The 16,195-nt window shown below is 62.3% G+C and carries 16 protein-coding genes and 1 tRNA gene; 5 read left to right on the top strand and 12 right to left on the bottom strand.

From position 1 onward, the window contains the following. Positions 1-53 precede the first annotated feature (53 nt). From HMPREF2526_RS09945 to nth, 4 genes are read right to left on the bottom strand one after another with little or no spacing between them, the layout of a single operon-like run. Positions 54-1,241, bottom strand: coding sequence for a MarP family serine protease (locus HMPREF2526_RS09945; protein ID WP_046647884.1), 1,188 nt, complete (start codon positions 1,239-1,241; stop codon positions 54-56). A 38-nt stretch (positions 1,242-1,279) separates the two neighbouring features. Then, positions 1,280-1,957, bottom strand: a complete 678-nt coding sequence (locus HMPREF2526_RS09940; protein WP_070547185.1) for an NUDIX hydrolase — start codon at positions 1,955-1,957, stop codon at positions 1,280-1,282. After that, on the bottom strand, positions 1,954-2,523 hold the full coding sequence (locus tag HMPREF2526_RS09935; protein WP_046647886.1) for a TlpA family protein disulfide reductase: 570 nt from the start codon (positions 2,521-2,523) through the stop codon (positions 1,954-1,956). The genes HMPREF2526_RS09940 and HMPREF2526_RS09935 overlap by 4 nt, the downstream gene beginning before the upstream one ends. Before the next feature lie 9 nt (positions 2,524-2,532). Continuing rightward, positions 2,533-3,192, bottom strand: coding sequence for an endonuclease III (gene nth / locus HMPREF2526_RS09930; RefSeq protein ID WP_246819888.1), 660 nt, complete (start codon positions 3,190-3,192; stop codon positions 2,533-2,535). A gap of 300 nt (positions 3,193-3,492) precedes the next feature. Here nth and glxR point away from each other — a divergent pair, with 300 nt between their 5' ends. Beyond that, positions 3,493-4,176, top strand: a complete 684-nt coding sequence (glxR, locus tag HMPREF2526_RS09925; protein ID WP_046647888.1) for a CRP-like cAMP-activated global transcriptional regulator GlxR — start codon at positions 3,493-3,495, stop codon at positions 4,174-4,176. A 97-nt stretch (positions 4,177-4,273) separates the two neighbouring features. Here glxR and HMPREF2526_RS09920 read toward each other — a convergent pair whose 3' ends face one another. Genes HMPREF2526_RS09920 through HMPREF2526_RS09910 form a run of 4 tightly spaced genes read right to left on the bottom strand, consistent with a single transcriptional unit; the run spans position 4,274 to position 6,073 of the window. Further along, complete coding sequence (locus tag HMPREF2526_RS09920; protein ID WP_070509573.1) at positions 4,274-5,086, bottom strand: MBL fold metallo-hydrolase; 813 nt, start codon at positions 5,084-5,086, stop codon at positions 4,274-4,276. An 18-nt stretch (positions 5,087-5,104) separates the two neighbouring features. Beyond that, positions 5,105-5,563 carry a RidA family protein gene (locus HMPREF2526_RS09915; RefSeq protein ID WP_046647890.1) on the bottom strand — a complete coding sequence of 153 codons (459 nt, stop codon included), beginning with the start codon at positions 5,561-5,563 and terminating at the stop codon, positions 5,105-5,107. Beyond that, positions 5,563-5,724, bottom strand: a complete 162-nt coding sequence (locus tag HMPREF2526_RS13285) for a Sp36 family protein (protein ID WP_010189965.1) — start codon at positions 5,722-5,724, stop codon at positions 5,563-5,565. Before HMPREF2526_RS13285 ends, HMPREF2526_RS09915 begins: the two co-directional genes overlap by 1 nt. A gap of 13 nt (positions 5,725-5,737) precedes the next feature. Then, on the bottom strand, positions 5,738-6,073 hold the full coding sequence (locus HMPREF2526_RS09910) for a WhiB family transcriptional regulator (protein ID WP_175974779.1): 336 nt from the start codon (positions 6,071-6,073) through the stop codon (positions 5,738-5,740). A gap of 177 nt (positions 6,074-6,250) precedes the next feature. Between HMPREF2526_RS09910 and HMPREF2526_RS09905 the strand changes: the two genes are divergently transcribed. After that, positions 6,251-8,686, top strand: a complete 2,436-nt coding sequence (locus HMPREF2526_RS09905; RefSeq protein WP_070547184.1) for a transglycosylase domain-containing protein — start codon at positions 6,251-6,253, stop codon at positions 8,684-8,686. 65 nt (positions 8,687-8,751) lie between these two features. On the opposite strand, the gene HMPREF2526_RS09900 is transcribed toward HMPREF2526_RS09905, so the two are convergent. Continuing rightward, entirely contained in the window at positions 8,752-9,216 is a 465-nt protein-coding gene (locus HMPREF2526_RS09900; RefSeq protein ID WP_070547183.1) for a GatB/YqeY domain-containing protein, read from the bottom strand. 41 nt (positions 9,217-9,257) lie between these two features. Here HMPREF2526_RS09900 and HMPREF2526_RS09895 point away from each other — a divergent pair, with 41 nt between their 5' ends. Both HMPREF2526_RS09895 and HMPREF2526_RS09890 read left to right on the top strand, forming a co-directional pair. Next, positions 9,258-10,163 (top strand): metallophosphoesterase, encoded by a 906-nt coding sequence (locus HMPREF2526_RS09895; RefSeq protein WP_070547200.1) that lies wholly within the window; start codon positions 9,258-9,260, stop codon positions 10,161-10,163. Positions 10,164-10,244: 81 nt separating this feature from the next. After that, positions 10,245-10,321, top strand: a tRNA-Pro gene (locus tag HMPREF2526_RS09890). Positions 10,322-10,387: 66 nt separating this feature from the next. On the opposite strand, the gene HMPREF2526_RS09885 is transcribed toward HMPREF2526_RS09890, so the two are convergent. From HMPREF2526_RS09885 to HMPREF2526_RS09875, 3 genes are all read right to left on the bottom strand, one after another. Then, positions 10,388-11,893 (bottom strand): hypothetical protein, encoded by a 1,506-nt coding sequence (locus tag HMPREF2526_RS09885; RefSeq protein ID WP_070547182.1) that lies wholly within the window; start codon positions 11,891-11,893, stop codon positions 10,388-10,390. A gap of 264 nt (positions 11,894-12,157) precedes the next feature. Continuing rightward, positions 12,158-13,609, bottom strand: a complete 1,452-nt coding sequence (locus HMPREF2526_RS09880; protein ID WP_070547181.1) for a hypothetical protein — start codon at positions 13,607-13,609, stop codon at positions 12,158-12,160. 116 nt (positions 13,610-13,725) lie between these two features. Continuing rightward, positions 13,726-15,282, bottom strand: a complete 1,557-nt coding sequence (locus HMPREF2526_RS09875) for a catalase (protein WP_070547180.1) — start codon at positions 15,280-15,282, stop codon at positions 13,726-13,728. A gap of 174 nt (positions 15,283-15,456) precedes the next feature. Between HMPREF2526_RS09875 and HMPREF2526_RS09870 the strand changes: the two genes are divergently transcribed. Continuing rightward, positions 15,457-16,005: an RNA polymerase sigma factor gene (locus tag HMPREF2526_RS09870; protein WP_049157834.1), complete on the top strand. Its 549-nt coding sequence runs from the start codon at positions 15,457-15,459 to the stop codon at positions 16,003-16,005. The last annotated feature ends 190 nt before the right edge of the window (positions 16,006-16,195 follow it).

Genomic DNA, 16,195 nt, shown 5'->3' with positions numbered 1-16,195 from the left:
AGATTAAACCAGCACCCGCAACCCCGCAACCGGAGAGAAGAAAATACCTGGTGTTAGCCGACGCAGGAGCCGGTTGGGGTGGCGTCGACAAGCTGCGTAACGTCACCCACGTGGCCGCGCACCTCGTCCGCGGTGAGTGCATAGCCCGTGTCGGAGTCCTCCACGGAGGCACCAAACACAACGCCCAGCACCTGGCCCTCCGGGTTGATCATCGGGCCACCCGAATTGCCCTGGCGGATGCTGCCGCGCACCGTGTAGGCATCGCGCTCCACGCGGCCCGTGGAGTAGATATCCGGCCCCGCAATGGTCAGCCGGTCGCGCACGCGCGCCGGCTCCGCCGTGAACGGACCCGACTGCGGGAAGCCCAAGACGATGGCATCATCCCCCGTCACAGCCGCTTGCTCCGCCCACGGCAAAGGCTCCAAGCCCAACCCGGGGCTATGCAGCACCGCAATGTCCACATCCGAGTTGTAGTACACCACGTGCGCCTCCTTGAGCCCGAGCACAGTATCGAGGTGAACCTTATCCGTGCCGGCCACAACATGGGCGTTCGTGATGACGTAGTCCGGTTCCGTAACAAAGCCCGAGCCCATCAGCCGGCGCGAGCACGCCTCCGCATCCCCCAGCACGTGGATTACGGAAGGTCGCACGCGTTCCGCCAGCTCAGGGTCTTCGATGTTCACTGCGGGAGCATCCACCTCCACATCGGCACCGGAGCGCTCCCACGGAGACACCAGCGGCGGCAGCCCAGACTCGTTGAGTAGTGCTGCGATACCGTTCGGCAGCGCCGCTAGGCGCGAGGGTGCCGCTGCATTGAGCGCGCTGAGTACGTGCGACTCACGCAGCGCTTGCCCCGGCCGGCCACCCAGGTTGGATGCCAAAGGCAGGGAAACCAACCAAATCACCACGATGGCCGCCACCGCCTGGAATACCGCACCAATTGAGGAGTCCACGCGCTGCCCCGAGCGGGTGCGCATGCGGTCCCGCAACGCCATGCCAAGCGACGTCCCCACCAGCTGCCCTAAGCCCACCAGCAGAATGAGCACGCCGACAGCCAACAAGAAGCGCACGGCGGCTTGGTCCGCCAAGCCCATCGCCAGCGGGGCAACCACAGTTCCCAGCACCAGCCCCGCAATGATTCCCACGGCGGCGAGGACCGCTGCCAAGGCGCCCTGCCGCCAACCCACGCGAACAGCGAGGAGCACGGCAACCACGATCAGGATGTCAACAGCAAGAGACACAGAGGGAATGCTTTCTTAAGGGCTAAAAGGGGCAGAAACTAACCTATCTTCTCATTATTCAAGGAGCGGTTGAGTGATTCACGCAGATCGTGAACCATTTTCTTATCCCATTCCACGCTCCAGCCCGCATGATCCATCAGCCCAGACAGCACTCCCGCGGTAAAGCCCCACACCAGGTAGCCCCGCGTCCGAAACGCCGGCCCCTTCCAGCGGCCAAATCCCACCATCATGCGATTCGTGGGATCCGCCAGCTCCCGCAAAGGGACGGTGAAGACATCATCGGTTTCCGCGGGGCTCGCCGGCCACACGTCACCCGGTTTATGCCAATACGCCAGGACCGGGCTCACGGTATTGCCGGTAGCTGGGATATCCAGCTTGCCCCACTGTTCAAGGGGTGTGACGGCGGAGCGGTCGAGGCCGGTTTCTTCTTCGGCTTCGCGCAGGGCGGCGTCGACAAGCGAGGCGTCCTCCTCGTCCTTGCGCCCACCGGGGAAAGCAATCTGCCCGGAGTGCGAGCGCATCGAGGGCGAGCGGTGCGTAAGCAACACCTCACCGTCTGCGAAGCTTTCGCCCTTCAAGAGCACCAACACTGCCGATTCACGCCGGCGCTTGGCGGCCGGGACATGCCGAATGAGGCGTTCTTGGACCTTGTCTGTATCAACCCCGAGCGCCGGGCGCAGCCACTCCGGGGCGTGAGCAGGAAACAGGCGGCTCACTGAAGAACCTCCTCGACGGCCGCCTCCAATTCTTCGGCGGAGCTAAACGGTTTGATGAACTTCTCTTCCACCTTGCCATCGCGCACCACGAGGGTGATGGGGATGACGCCCGGCAGCCCGAGCTCGCCAGCGAAGGTCCCATCCTCGTCCTGGTAGCTGGGGATGTCGACCTGCAGGTCACTCAAAAGCGCAGCACCGTTGGCGGCGTTCGCATCCGCATGCACGCCGACGACATTCCACGTCGAGTGCGAGCGTGCAAGGTCTTCGAAGAAGGGCAGCTCCGTGCGGCACGGCTCGCACCACCATGCCCACAACGTGACGATCTGAACGTTCTTGGCCGCCGCGGTACCGGCCGCTCCTAAGCAGGGAAGGTCCACCCCAGCAATGGGCCCCTCGGGGCACTTGGGACGCTTGGCTACTTCTTGCTCCTGCGCCTCGGGGACGGGGACCTCCGGCTCATCATCCTCAAGGAGATTCACCACGCCGACGAACGCGAGTGCCGCCAGCGCAACAATGGCTGCGATGCTCACCTTCACGTATCCGGGCCACCGAGAATATTGGCTCATTGCTCCACCTTAACCCCGCGACGGGCACCATGGGGCGAGCACGCAGGCCGTGCACTTCGGCTTCCGGGCGGTGCACACGCGCCGCCCATGGAGGATGAGGCGGTGAGAGAATACGGTTTGTTCCTCTTCGGGCACGCGCTTGGCGACGTCCCTCTCAATCGCCCGCGGCGTCTTCGCCTCGGTCAGACCGAGCCGCTGACTCAGTCGCGTGACGTGGGTATCCACGGTGATTCCCGGCAGCCCAAAGGCATTTCCCCGCACCACCAACGCGGTCTTGCGGCCGACGCCGGGCAGCGAGGTGAGCTCGTCGATGCCGCGTGGTACCTGCCCGTCGAAGTCCGCGACGAGCTTTTCACCGATGCCCAACAGGTGGCCGGCTTTCATGCGCTGAAAGCCGAGTGGGCGGAGAATGCGCTCAAGGTCGGCGCGGTCCGCGGCGGCATAATCCGGTGCGGTGGGGTAGGCGGCGAACAGCTCCGGGGTGACCTGGTTGACGCGGGCATCCGTGCACTGTGCTGAAAGCACTGTCGCTACGAGTAGCTCAAGGGGGTTGGTGAAGTCTAGTTCACAGTCGGCATCGGGATATTCGTCCGCGAGGGCGGTACGAATATGGGCAACACGCGCTTCCTCGGTATCATCGTCATGCTGTGCAAAAAGGTCAGGGGACATAGAAGTAACTCTAGTGACGGAAGTTAGAATGGAAAGCATGATTTCGCTCGTTGTCCTCGTCCCGCTGTGCCTCGCCCTGTTTGCCATTCTCATGGAAAAGCTAGAGGCAACGGCCTTCGAGAATTAAACAGATTAGTAAAGGCATGTGACTATTTTTCCCGTTGGTGGAAATAGTGACTAATTGCACTGTATGATGTTGTGCAGTGCCTCGTGGCGCACTGGAGACTAGGTGCGTCAAAATAGACCAAACCAGCTTGCGTCCAAGTGTTTTCCTCGCTGCGCAGGCTTTAAGGAGTAACAGTGGAAGGCGTACAGGACATCCTCTCCCGCGCTGGCATTTTCCAGGGCGTCGATCCGGTAGCAGTACAAAACCTCATCGAGCAAATGGAAACCGTCCGTTTCCCGCGCGGCACCACCATTTTCGAGGAAGGAGAGCCGGGCGACCGCCTCTACATCATCACCTCGGGAAAGATTAAGCTTGCTCGCCACGCCCCGGATGGCCGTGAGAACCTGCTGACCGTGATGGGCCCGTCCGATATGTTCGGTGAGCTTTCTATCTTCGATCCGGGCCCGCGCACCTCGTCTGCTGTGTGCGTCACCGAGGTCACCGCCGCCACGATGAACTCCGAAATGCTCAAGCAGTGGGTGGCCGATCATCCGGCGATTGCGCAGCAGCTGCTGCGCGTGCTGGCCCGCCGTCTGCGTCGCACCAACGCCAACCTGGCGGACCTCATCTTTACCGATGTTCCGGGCCGCGTGGCCAAGACCCTGCTGCAGCTGGCTAACCGCTTCGGCTCGCAAGAGGGCGGTGCACTGCGCGTGAACCACGACCTCACTCAGGAAGAGATCGCCCAGCTCGTCGGCGCGTCCCGCGAGACCGTCAACAAGGCGCTGGCCACCTTCGCCCACCGCGGCTGGATTCGCTTGGAAGGCAAGTCGGTGCTCATCGTCGATACCGAGCACTTGGCTCGCCGCGCGCGCTAGGTCTTAAAGGCCGAGCCAGCATATGCCGCCTCCGGGCGGCTGTGGCCCAATGCAAAATCCCCCGAGAATTTCTCGGGGGATTTTCCTATGCGGTGTTTTAGTTCTGAGCCGCGAGGTACTTCAGCGCAGTGCGCGTGGATTGCTCGGCGGCGTGGCGAAGGACCGGGTCTACGTCGTCGTACATCTCATCGACGAGGGTCTTAACGTCAACATCCTCACCAAGGCGCCCGCGGACCTCTTTAATCTGATCCAAGCGGTGGTGGCGGCGGTCAATGTACTTGCGGGCAACCGCGGAGGTGTCCTCCAAGTCCGGGCCATGCCCCGGGAAGAGTGCTACATCCTTGCCGCGCTCTTCGAGAAGGTCCAGCGTCTTCAGGTAGGCACCCAAGTCACCATCGGTCTCAGACAGGAGCACGGTGTGACGGCCAGCGATGGTATCACCGGTCAGAATTCCCTCCAGGGTGGAGTTCTTAGCCTCTTCGGACCATACGAAGAAGCAGGTGGAATCCGCAGTGTGGCCAGGGGTATGGACCACCTCGAGTTGCGGGGTGATGCCGTCGACGGTGATCACTTCGCCGTCGACAAGCGCCTCCGCGCCGTTGCAGTAGTTCGGATCGAACGCGCGAATCGGAGCGCCGGTGAGCTGGCGCAGACGCTGAGCGCCCGAGGCGTGATCATCGTGGCGGTGAGTGAGAAGGATCAGTGCTACCTCGCCCGCTTTCGCGGTCACAACGTTGAGATGCCCCTCATCCTCTGGGCCTGGATCGACCACAATGGCGCGAGAATCTTCTCCGGCGCGAATGATCCACGTGTTGGTGCCTTCCAAGGCGGTGTAGCTGGGATTATCGCACAGCACAACACCGACGGACTGGCTCACGGGACGCAATTGGCTATATGCAGGATGCTCCATGGTTCTAACCCTATCCGATTACTCAGCGATTTCTACGATAACTTCGATCTCAACGGGGGAATCCTTCGGAAGGACCGCTACCCCCACTGCAGAACGCGCGTGAACACCGGCATCACCAAAGACCTCCCCGAGGAAGTTCGAGGCACCGTTGATAACCGCGGCCTGATCCGTAAAGGATGGAGCCGAGGCGACGAAGCCGACCACCTTCACCACGCGGGTGACACGGTCGAGGCCCACGAGGCCATCGATGGCAGCCAACGCGTTTAGCGCGGCCGTGCGCGCCAGCTCCTGCGCCTTCTCGAGGTCCACTTCTGCGCCAACCTTGCCGGTGGCAGGCAATTCGCCGCCCACGACGGGCAGCTGACCGGAGGTCCATACCTGGTTTCCTACCTGGATGGCCGGGATATAGGACGCGAGAGGAACAGCGACGGAAGGCAGCTCGACACCGAGTTCTTCCAAGCGTGCGAGGGCGCCCATTAGGACTCCTCCAGAGGGCGCTTGAAATAGGCGACGACATTCTCCGGGTTCATGCCCGGGGTGATAGTGACGAGCTCCCAGCCGTCCTCACCCCAGGAATCGAGGATTTGTTTCGTCGCGTGTGTAAGAACCGGCGCGGTTGCATATTCCCATTTAGTCATGGGCCCAATGCTACTAAATACCGATGAGTTCGCCACCCTCAGCAAGGTAATGCGCCCAGCTGGTGATGTGCGGATTTTTACGCAGAAGGGCGCGGCGCTGGCGCTCCGTGAGGCCGCCCCACACACCAAACTCCACGCGGTTATCAAGGGCATCCGCGCGACACTCGTTCAGCACCGGGCAGTGGCGGCAAATCACCGCGGCCTTACGCTGCTCTGCCCCTCGCACGAAAAGCGCATCGGGGTCACCGTTGCGGCACTTGGCTTGGGTAACCCACTCACCACGCTCGGAGGTTAACGAGGCATTCTTTACCATTGCGGACCGTCCTGCACCTTTGACACTGACTGCCATGGCTAGGTAACTCCTTCCAAGTTCCCCCCGTCGTAGTGGAAGATCGTGAATAACCCTCAACCCGACGGAATATTATGTACCATTGGTAAGTCTATTCACAGACCGGTATACCTGTCTAACAGGTCACACTTTAGGGGGGTCTCCCGGTTGTCGGCCTAAAGCACTAGTGTGTGGAGGGTGACTGTCATCAAATCCCTGGGAAAGCTCGTCCTGTCCACAGCACTGGTCGGCATCCTCATCGCGCTAGCCATCGCCCCCGTCGCCGGCGTCAGTGGCATTGCCGTTGCTAGGACGAACGAAACGATGCAATCGGACATCCAGGATCTCACCAGCGGGGATACCCCCGGCGTGAGCACCATCTTGGACGCCAAGGGCAACCCCCTTGCCTACATCTACGAACAGCGCCGCCATCCCGTACAGCCGGATGAGATCTCCGACGCTATGAAGCAGGCAGTTGTGGCCATCGAGGATCGCCGCTTCTATGAGCACGAAGGCGTCGATCTGCAGGGCAACGTCCGCGCTTTGTGGACCAACCTGGCCGCGGGCGGCGTCTCCCAGGGCGCGTCCACGCTGGATCAGCAGTACGTGAAGAACTATCTCCTCCTCGTCAACGCCACCACGGATGAAGAACGCCAAGCCGCAACCGAGCAATCCATAGCCCGCAAGCTGCGCGAGATGCGCATGGCGACGGATATCGACGCCAAGCTTTCCAAGGATGAGATCCTGACCAACTACCTCAACCTCGTGCCCTTTGGTAACCACTCCTACGGCATCGAGGCCGCCGCCCGCACCTATTTCGGCTCCGATGCCGCGCACCTCACCGTGCCACAGGCAGCGATGCTCGCCGGCATGGTGCAATCCTCGGAGTATCTCAATCCCTACACCAACGAGGAAGGCGTGCTCGAACGCCGCAATGTGGTGCTCCAAGCTATGGTCGACACCGGCTCCCTGTCCCAGGAGGACGCCGATGCCTATGCCCAAGAACCCCTTGGGGTGTTGGATAGCCCCGCCACGCTGCCCAATGGCTGCATCGGCGCGGGTGATCGCGGTTTCTTCTGCGACTACGTGATGGACTACCTCGCCGATAAGGGCATCGACCGCGAGCATCTAGCACGCGGTGGCCTGACCGTGAAAACCACCCTTGACCCCGACGTCCAGGACCAAGCTCTCAACGCAGTACGCAGCCACACCGCCCCGGATACCGAGGGCGTGGCGGAAGTCATGAACGTGATCAAGCCGGGCACTGATTCCCGCAAGGTCCTCGCCATGGTGTCCTCGCGCACCTACGGGCTCGACCTTGCCAACAACGAAACCCTCCTGCCCCAGCCCAATTCGCTGGTGGGCAACGGCGCCGGCTCCGTGTTCAAACTCTTTACAGCCGCGGCCGCCTTGGAATCGGGCTATGGAATCAAAGACAAACTGGCCGTGCCCAAGCGCTACGAGGCGGAAGGGCTAGGCTTCGGCGGCGCTGAGAACTGCCCACCCAACAAGTACTGCGTGGAAAACGCCGGCAGCTACGGCTCCACGATGACCATGCAGGACACTCTCGCCTACTCCCCCAACACCCCCTTCATCCAGCTCACCGAGCAGCTTGGCGTCGAGCGCATCGTTGACATCGCCGTGAAGCTCGGCCTGCGCTCCTACGAGGAGCCCGGCAGCTACGACGGCGAATCCTCCATCGCCGACCACATTAAGGACTCCAACCTGGGCTCCTTCACGCTCGGCCCGACGGCGGTGAACGCGCTCGAGCTTTCCAACGTGGGGGCGACGGTGGCGTCGGAAGGCATGTGGTGCGAGCCGAACCCCATCGAGGAGGTCACGGACTCCCACGGTAACGAGGTGTACCTCAAGCACACCCCGTGCGAACGCGCGGTGGGCAAAGAGGTGGCCAAGGCGCTGGAAAACAACATGACCGCCGACACTGAAAAGGGCACGGCGGCCGATTCTGCGCGTGCTGCGGGCTTCAGCGGCAAGGCCGCCGCCAAGACTGGTACCACGGAGTCCAACCAGTCCTCGGCATTCCTCGGCTTCAACTCTGAGGTTGCTGCCGCGCCGTATATCTACAATGACGGCACCACCACGAGCCCGCTGTGCACCGGGCCCGTGCGCCAGTGCGCCAACGGCAACCTCTTCGGTGGCAAGGAGCCCGCATCAACGTTCTACACCATGGCCGCGCGCGTTCCCGATGCACTGAAGGGAACGGTGCCGGACTACGACCGCGCTTATGATTCGGGCACGGTATCGCCGCTTATCGACGGGTTGAAGGGCAAGTCCGAAAGCCAAGCCCGCTCCGCTCTGGAGAAGGCTGGCTACGTGGTCAAAACCACCGAGGTGCCCGCGCCCGGCGTGGGCTACGGCAAGGTGGTTCGTGTCATCACCGGCGCATCCGGCACTAAGAAGGGTGCGGAGGTAACGCTGCAGCTTTCCGACGGCTCCGCTGGCGACTCCGCAAGCTCCGGCACCTCCAACTCCAGCTATTACACCCCATCAGCGCCGAGCGGCAACGGCGGTGGCGCGGACAATGGCCAGCCGGCTACTCAGTCCGACCCGCTGTTCTCCCAAGAGGATGTCGACCGCTTGACGAACGACGTGCGGGATTTCTTCGGGCTTTAGCGCAGAGCGCTAAAGCGTAGAACGGACTACGGCGTGGGGGTGCTAGCGCTCCTGCGCTAGCAGCGCTAGTTGAGGGCGGCCTTGACCGCGGTGGACAGGCGCTTGCCGTCGGCGCGCCCAGCGGCCTTGGCGGTGGCCAACTTCATCACGTTGCCCATCTGCTTGATGGTCACCGGCTCGCCGGAGTCCTTCTCAACCTCGGCGATGGATTCAGCGACGAGGGAGTTCAGGGCGTCGTCATCTAGCTGCTCCGGCTGGTAGGCCTCGAAGAAGGGGACGTCGACAAGCTCTGCCTCCGCCAACTCGGGGCGGCCGTTTTCCGCGTAGACCTCTGCGGACTCGCGGCGCTTCTTGATCTCACGGGCGATGACCTTGAGGATGTCCTCATCGGTGATCTCGTGGCGGGAACCAGTAGTTTCCTCCGCCTGGATGGCAGACAGCAGAGAACGGATGGCGCTCGTACGGGCCTTGTCCTTGGCCTTCATCGAGGTCTTAAGGTCAGCACGGATAGTTTCTTTCAACTCACTCATGCCCTTCAATCTACGCCTGCCGGCCAGGTAGTGTGGTGAAGGTGAAGATTTTCCCTGTTCTTGGCGGACTCGCCGCCGCCGGCCTAGGCGTTGCCGCGTGGGCGCACTCAGAACTCACCAAGTTTGAGCTCAAGGAGTACACCCTGCCGCTGCTGGAGCCCGGTACGCTGCGCGAGGAGTCCGAGTTCCGTATCCTGCACGTGTCCGACCTCCACATGATCCCGGGCCAGCGCGCCAAAATCGAGTGGGTCTCAGGCCTCGATGCCCTTGACCCGCACTTGGTGATCAATACCGGTGACAACCTCTCCGACGAGCGCGCGGTCCCCGAGGTCCTCCGCGCCCTTGGCCCGCTGCTGAGCCGCCCGGGGATGTTCTGCTTCGGCACCAACGACTACTGGGCGCCGCGCATCCCGAACCCCTTCAACTACCTGATTGGGAAGAAGAACGAACCTTCCTACGTGAACCTGCCCTGGAAGGGCATGCGCGCGGCCTTCCTGGAACACGGCTGGCACGACGCCAACCAGGCCCGCGTGGAGTTCAAGGTAGGCGATGTCCGCCTCGCTGCCGCCGGCGTGGACGACCCACACCACGATTTGGATGACTACTCCGAAATCGCCGGCGCCCCCAACGAGGACGCCGACCTCTCCTTAGCACTACTGCATTCCCCGGAACCTCGCGTCCTGGAGAAGTTCGCCGCCGACGGCTACCAGCTGTCCCTGTCCGGACATACGCACGGCGGCCAGCTCTGCCTGCCTTTCAAGGTGGCGGGCTCGCGCTCCATCGTGACCAATTGCGGCATCGACCGCGTTCGCGCGGAGGGCCTGCACCGATTCGGAGAGATGTACATGCATGTCTCCAACGGGCTGGGCACCTCGAAGTTCGTTCCCTTCCGAGTCTTCTGCCGCCCGTCCGCCACGTTGCTGCGTATCACAGAGAAGGCCGCCTAGGAATACCCCCTCCACGCTGCCGTTTTGTCCTTTCAGGCTGGGGTGCGTTACAGTATTCCGGTACCGCTTAGAGCGAGACACCGGGATATGGCGCAGCTTGGTAGCGCGCTTCGTTCGGGACGAAGAGGTCGCAGGTTCAAATCCTGTTATCCCGACCATTAAACCCGCAGGAAACTGCGGGTTCTTTTCGTTTTCACCGGGCGGCGGGCAGGGCGTCCGCCCTCCTAGAAGCTGGAGGAGCCACCCGAACCGGAAAAGCCCGAGCTAAACCCGCTGTTGACGCCGCCGCTGCTGCCGGAAGAGCTATCGCGGGCGGCAGTCGCGTCGCTGTCCCAGGTGCTCACAACATAGAAGGGCACGTAGCCGTGGTAGCCAGAGCCGGCGAAGAAGTGGGAGTCATAGATATGCGTGCGTACGGGGCGTTCCTCGGCCTCGTTCTGCTTCTGCAGCTGTGCTTGCAGGTGCTCCGAAAGCAGCGCGGTGCGGTCCAAGAGATCCAAGTAGCGCTCCATGAACTGCGGGTGGTTCGGCTCCTTGGACAGGGCCACGGCGGCGTCTTCCAGCTCCTTGGCGTGGCGCTCAAGCGCCGAGTCGATGTCCGCAGCCAGGTAACCCGCCTGGGCGAGGTCCTTGCCCAGCTCGTAGAGCTCATAGCGGCGCGTGTCGGTATCAGCGTTCTCGATGCGGTGTAGCTTTTCGATGTTGGACTCGGCGGTCTCTACACGTTCGCAGAGCAAACGTGCACGAGCAATGAGCACGGAGCGTGAGCGGAACTGCTCGTCCGGTGCGTCGGCCGGAATCGACATGAGGGAACCCACCTTGTCATCGATGGCCAGGAAGTCATCGCGCAGGCCCTCCCAGTCCTCGCGCAGGCGCTCATCCACTAGACCCGATTGCAGCGAGTGCGCCCGGATATCGATCTCCCGCAGGCGCTGCGCCACATCGGTATAGGTCTGCGACACATAATCCCAATCCTCGCGCGCCTGCTGCGCGTTCTTCTGACGGCTGCGGCGAGTACCGCCAACGATGCCTGCACCCGCGCCACCAACGCTCAGGCCCGCTACCCCCAGACCAATGGCCGCCCCAACGCGGTTATTTTGAGCACTCTCAAACTGGGTATCCGCAGCACGGTCCACGTCGATCGCTGCCGCCGCACCCGCAAAGAGACCAGCAGGAATGTTGTCATCCCGCACGCCCGGCTTTATAGCTTCGATGGACTGCTCGAGATGGCTATCTTTCTTGCGCAGCTTCATCTGCTCGGCCACGTCCTCACCCGCGAAGACGAAGGCCTGGCGCGGATCGAGGCCGACGCCGACGAAGACTTGGCCATCGGCAAACTTATCCTTGCCGATAAGCTCCGGGTGATTGTCACGCAAATACTCCTCCACGGAGTCGTTGACGTTTTCTTTGTTCTTGGCAAAGACCATGTAGTGCAGCCCTTGGACCACGTCGGGGGCGGCGATCCGGGAGACGTCGCCAAGCATGCGCTCTTCCTCCTCCGGAGTGAGCACATCGTCGGGGTCCATGATGTCGGCCTGGACCTCGCGCTGCGCTGGCTGCATGAGAAAATCGGCACGCTCCGGCGCATCGAAGACCGCCAAGCTCGCGCCCGCACCAATACCTCCGAGCAGCAGACCTCCCGCCACTGCTGCACCGACGATGGCGCCGACCGACGTTATTTTGGGACCACGGCTGGCGGCAAAAGGTTTGATATCGCGAGAGTCGGTCACGGTGATTCTCCAATTCTTCAGCGTTCAGTGCCGCCAATTTTACCCCCGAAAATTGGAAACGACGCGGTGCCCCTACAGCAGCCGCGTCGCCCCTATTCCCTATCACTCACAACGGATTGGAGAAACCGTTTGCCTACCCCCTAAGTAGGCTTTGTGAGCGATTCTCACTCTAGCACTATTTCCCCTCGCAACGGTAGATAAATCTTCAAAAACTCTGTAACGCTTCTCCCTGCTCAGTCGATGCTTCACAGGCAGGCCTTTGAGCTAGGCTTTTCCATTTTCTTCGTGCCTAGCGGGTGCCCCCACGAGAACGAAAGCCGCGATCGAAATTACCCCCAAAATAGCCAGCGCGGTCCACAGCTGTGGGGACTGTCCCCCATTGCCTGCCACGGTGATGGCGGAGGTTGCCCACTGCATGGGAAAGAGGTGCACGAGCGCACTCATCGCGGCGTTGAGATCGGTTCCCGTCGAGGCCGCTTTCCACGCCCATCCCACGACGCCCACCTGGGCTACGCCAAGCACGCTGCCTAGGCCCCAACCAGCGAGCCCCAGTCCGCGCACGAGTGCGTACACAATGCTTGCCGACGCCACCCCGGCCCCCGCCGCCGCGAGCCCCGCCCACGCCACGGCCGCGGCGGTTCCACCGGTAGCAAGAAGTGCCACGAGCAGGCCCACCACAACTCCGATCAGCACCGCGCCGCCCAGCAGCGCGAGGATACGACGCTCCACGCGCGTCAGCAGCGCTCCGATAACCCCGCCGCCCAAGACGGCGATAGCCGCGAGGAGCATGGCCACGATGGGGCTCAGCAGCTGGGAAGGCGCGCTATCGTCCTCAGCTGGTCCGGCCACGGTGGGCAAGGCACGCTGCGCGCCCTGCACCTTGGACCGGTTCTGCTGCGCCATGCCGTCGACCTTCTCTGCGCCGGCAACGAGCTTGTCCACACCTTGCAGGGCCTCATCGACCTTGGAGTTGAGCTCACCAATACCGGCATTGAGCTGCTTTGCGCCCTCCGTGGCTTGGTAGACGCCATCGTGGTAGGCGTAGCCGCTCACGGCCAGCTGGTTGGAGAGCTCGCGCGAGCCATCCTTCAGCTGCGTCAGTTGATCCTGAATGGACTGGTCAAACTGGAAGTTCTCCACTTGGCTGCGCAGATCACCGAGCTGCGAGCGGATGTTCTTTGCCTCCGCCGAGTTGTTTCCTTCCAAGTCCTTGAGGGTGCCGTCGATGGCCTGCAGGATCTGTCCGCGGACCACGCCTAGGCCGATGACTTGGTCGACGGCGCCGCCGACGCCGTCGGCCAGCTCGGTAGCACCGTTGCCCAGCTGGGCGGTGCCGGATTGCAGCTGTACGAGGCCGTCATATAGCTCCTGCGAGCCGCCGGCCAGTTTGTCCACTCCGCCGCCCAGTTCACCGGCTCCATCCTTCAGCTCACCGGTGCCGTCGGCCAGTTGCTGCGCGCCGCTCGCCAGGAATCCCGCCTGGGCATTGGCTTCGCTGAGGGCGCGGGCGACGTCGTAAAGCTCAGCGGGATCGATGGTGCCATCGCTGGGCGCACCCGCCTGCTCCTGAGACCAGGCTTCGGCTGGCTGCCACTCGGACACGGTGGCAACGACCGCGCCGATAACGAGCGGCACGATGAGCACGAGGGCGAGAAGGAGTGCGCGGGTGCCAACCTTCCGGTTAGCGTCAGCAGGAGTAGCTAGGCGTGAGGTCATGTAAAAGAAACTATCGCCCACGCTGGGCAAAAGCGGTCAGGCGCGCGGAAAAGCCCCGCCCGGAATGAACCCGGCGGGGCTTCTAAGGTGACGGATTAACGCCCCTGCGTTAATCCCTACTTCTTTTCAGCGAAGAGCTCGCGCACGCGCTTGCCCAGCTGCGGGGAGACTGCATCCCAGTAGGCGTAGACGCGCTCCTCGGTCTCCGGGGACACACCGGCCATAGCGTTGGTGATGTTGTCCGCCAGGCGCTCCTTGGCGCCGTCATCGTAGACGTTCTCGTACAGGTCGGTGGCCTGGACGGTGTCGTTGTCCTCAGCGTGGTGGATATAAGGCGCACGCACCAGGTCGATGCCTGCCGGGTCCGGGTTCACGTAGAGATCCGGCGCGGTGGTGGTCTCCTGCTCCTTGAAGCGCAGGTTCTCATCGCCATCCAGGTAACCGCCGCCCTTAGCGTGACGGTTCGGGGAGTAGACCGGATCCTCCGGGGCGTTGAACAGGTACTGCATCGGACCCTCGTGCTCATAGGTGTTGACCTGGTTGAGCGGCTGGTTCACCGGCAGCTGCTTGTAGTTCGGTCCGATACGGTAGCGCTGCTGGTCGGAGTACGCGAAGACGCGTGCCTGCAGCATCTTGTCCGGAGACAGCCCAATGCCCGGGACGATGTTGGACGGATCCAGGGCAACCTGCTCAATCTGCGCAAAGAAGTTGCGCGGGTTGCGGTTGAGTACGAAGTATCCGACATCGACCAGCGGGTAATCCTTCTTGGACCAGGTCTTGGTGAGGTCGAAGGGGTTGAAGCGGTACTCTTCAGCCTCCGCCACCGGCATGATCTGAACCTTGACGTCCCAGACCGGGAAGTTGCCTTCCTCGATGGCGTTGTAGAGGTCCTCGCGGTGGTAGTCCGCGTTCTTACCGGCCATCTCCGTGGCTTCAGCGTCGGTGAAGTTCTCCACGCCCTGGCGGGTCTTGAAGTGGTACTTCACCCAGAAGGCATCGCCGGACTCGTTGACCCACTGGAAGGTGTGGGAGCCGTAGCCGTTCTGGTGGCGGGTGGTCTTCGGGGTACCGCGATCACCCATGAGGTAGGTCACCTGGTGGGTGGTCTCCGGGTTGCGGGTCCAGAAATCCCACTGCATGTCAGCATCGCGCAGGCCGTTCGCGCCCAGACGCTTCTGGGAGTGGATAAAGTCCGGGAACTTAATGCCGTCACGGATGAAGAAGACCGGGGTGTTATTACCCACGATGTCGTAGTTGCCGTCCTCGGTGTAGAAGCGCAGCGCGAAGCCGTGGACGTCACGCCAGGTATCCGGGGAGCCCTGCTCGCCGGCAACGGTGGAGAAACGGCCCATCATCGGGGTCACGGTGCCCTTCTGGAAGAGCTTGGCCTTGGTGTAAGCAGAGACGTCCTCGGTAACGTGCAGCTCACCAAAGGCGCCGTGACCTTTAGCGTGCGGGGTGCGCTCCGGCACGCGCTCGCGGTTGAAGTGCGCGAGCTTCTCAATCAGGTGGATGTCATTAAGCACCACCGGGCCGTTCTGGCCAACGGTGATGCTGGTGTTTTCAGTAGCAATTGGCTGACCGGAGGGGCGGGTTGTGTTCGGGCCGCCCGGGGCGCGCTGGCCCTTGTCTAGAACCTTGTCTGCCGCGGACTCATTTGAAGCGTTAGTCATGGGGTTAATGCCTCCTAGATCGGTTGATAATTTGCTTTACATTATCAATCACGGACTTTTCATAGCCTACCCATAAAAAATGACCTGCGCAACAGTTTTTAGGATTACTAGTGCTCACCGACTTAAGCCCCTAGTGCCCAAGCCCCTCATCCCCCGACTGGTAAGTTATGGGAGGTGAAACGACACTCCGAGCGCGACGATGCGCGCGTCACCGACCTCGCCCTCAAGGCAGGCCGTGGCGATCGCGCAGCCCTCACGGAGTTCATTAAGTCCACCCAAGATGATGTCTGGCGCCTGCTCGCCCACCTTGGCGGCCCCGATATCGCGGACGATCTCACCCAGGAGACCTACCTGCGCGTCATCGGCGCACTCCCCCGCTTCGCTGCACGCTCCTCAGCGCGCACGTGGCTACTTTCGCTTGCGCGCCGCGTGTGGGTAGATAACATCCGCCACGACATGGCCCGCCCGCGCAAGTCCGCCACCGAGTACGAGGATGCCGCCGCTCTCGCAGCAACTCCCGAAAACGCCGGAACGTGGAGCGAGTGGATCGACGCCCGCACGCTTATCGACGCCCTCCCAGAAGACCGCCGCGAAGCCCTCATCCTGACTCAAGTTCTGGGCTATACCTACGAGGAGGCCGCGAAGATCGCCGGGGTCCGCGTGGGCACTATCCGCTCTCGAGTTGCTCGCGCCCGCAAGGACTTAATCAACCAACGCGGCTAATCGTTATCGAGCCGTTACAAATCGGCTTGGCCGGCCATAGAACCTGCATCTACATGCGCCAAACGGCAAATTCTGACACCCCCGGCCACTGCCTATCCTTAAGGAAACCTCAGCCCCAGCTGGAAAACACCGATAGACGGCGCCTAATCTTTTCCGAGGCACACGTGATAAATCGATAGTCGAACCGGGC

The sequence above is a fragment of the Corynebacterium sp. HMSC070E08 genome (genome assembly GCF_001808895.1).
Taxonomy (GTDB): Bacteria; Actinomycetota; Actinomycetes; order Mycobacteriales; family Mycobacteriaceae; genus Corynebacterium; species Corynebacterium hiratae.
Note: the sequence above shows the minus strand (reverse complement) of the source record. Positions and strands in the feature narration are given on the sequence as shown.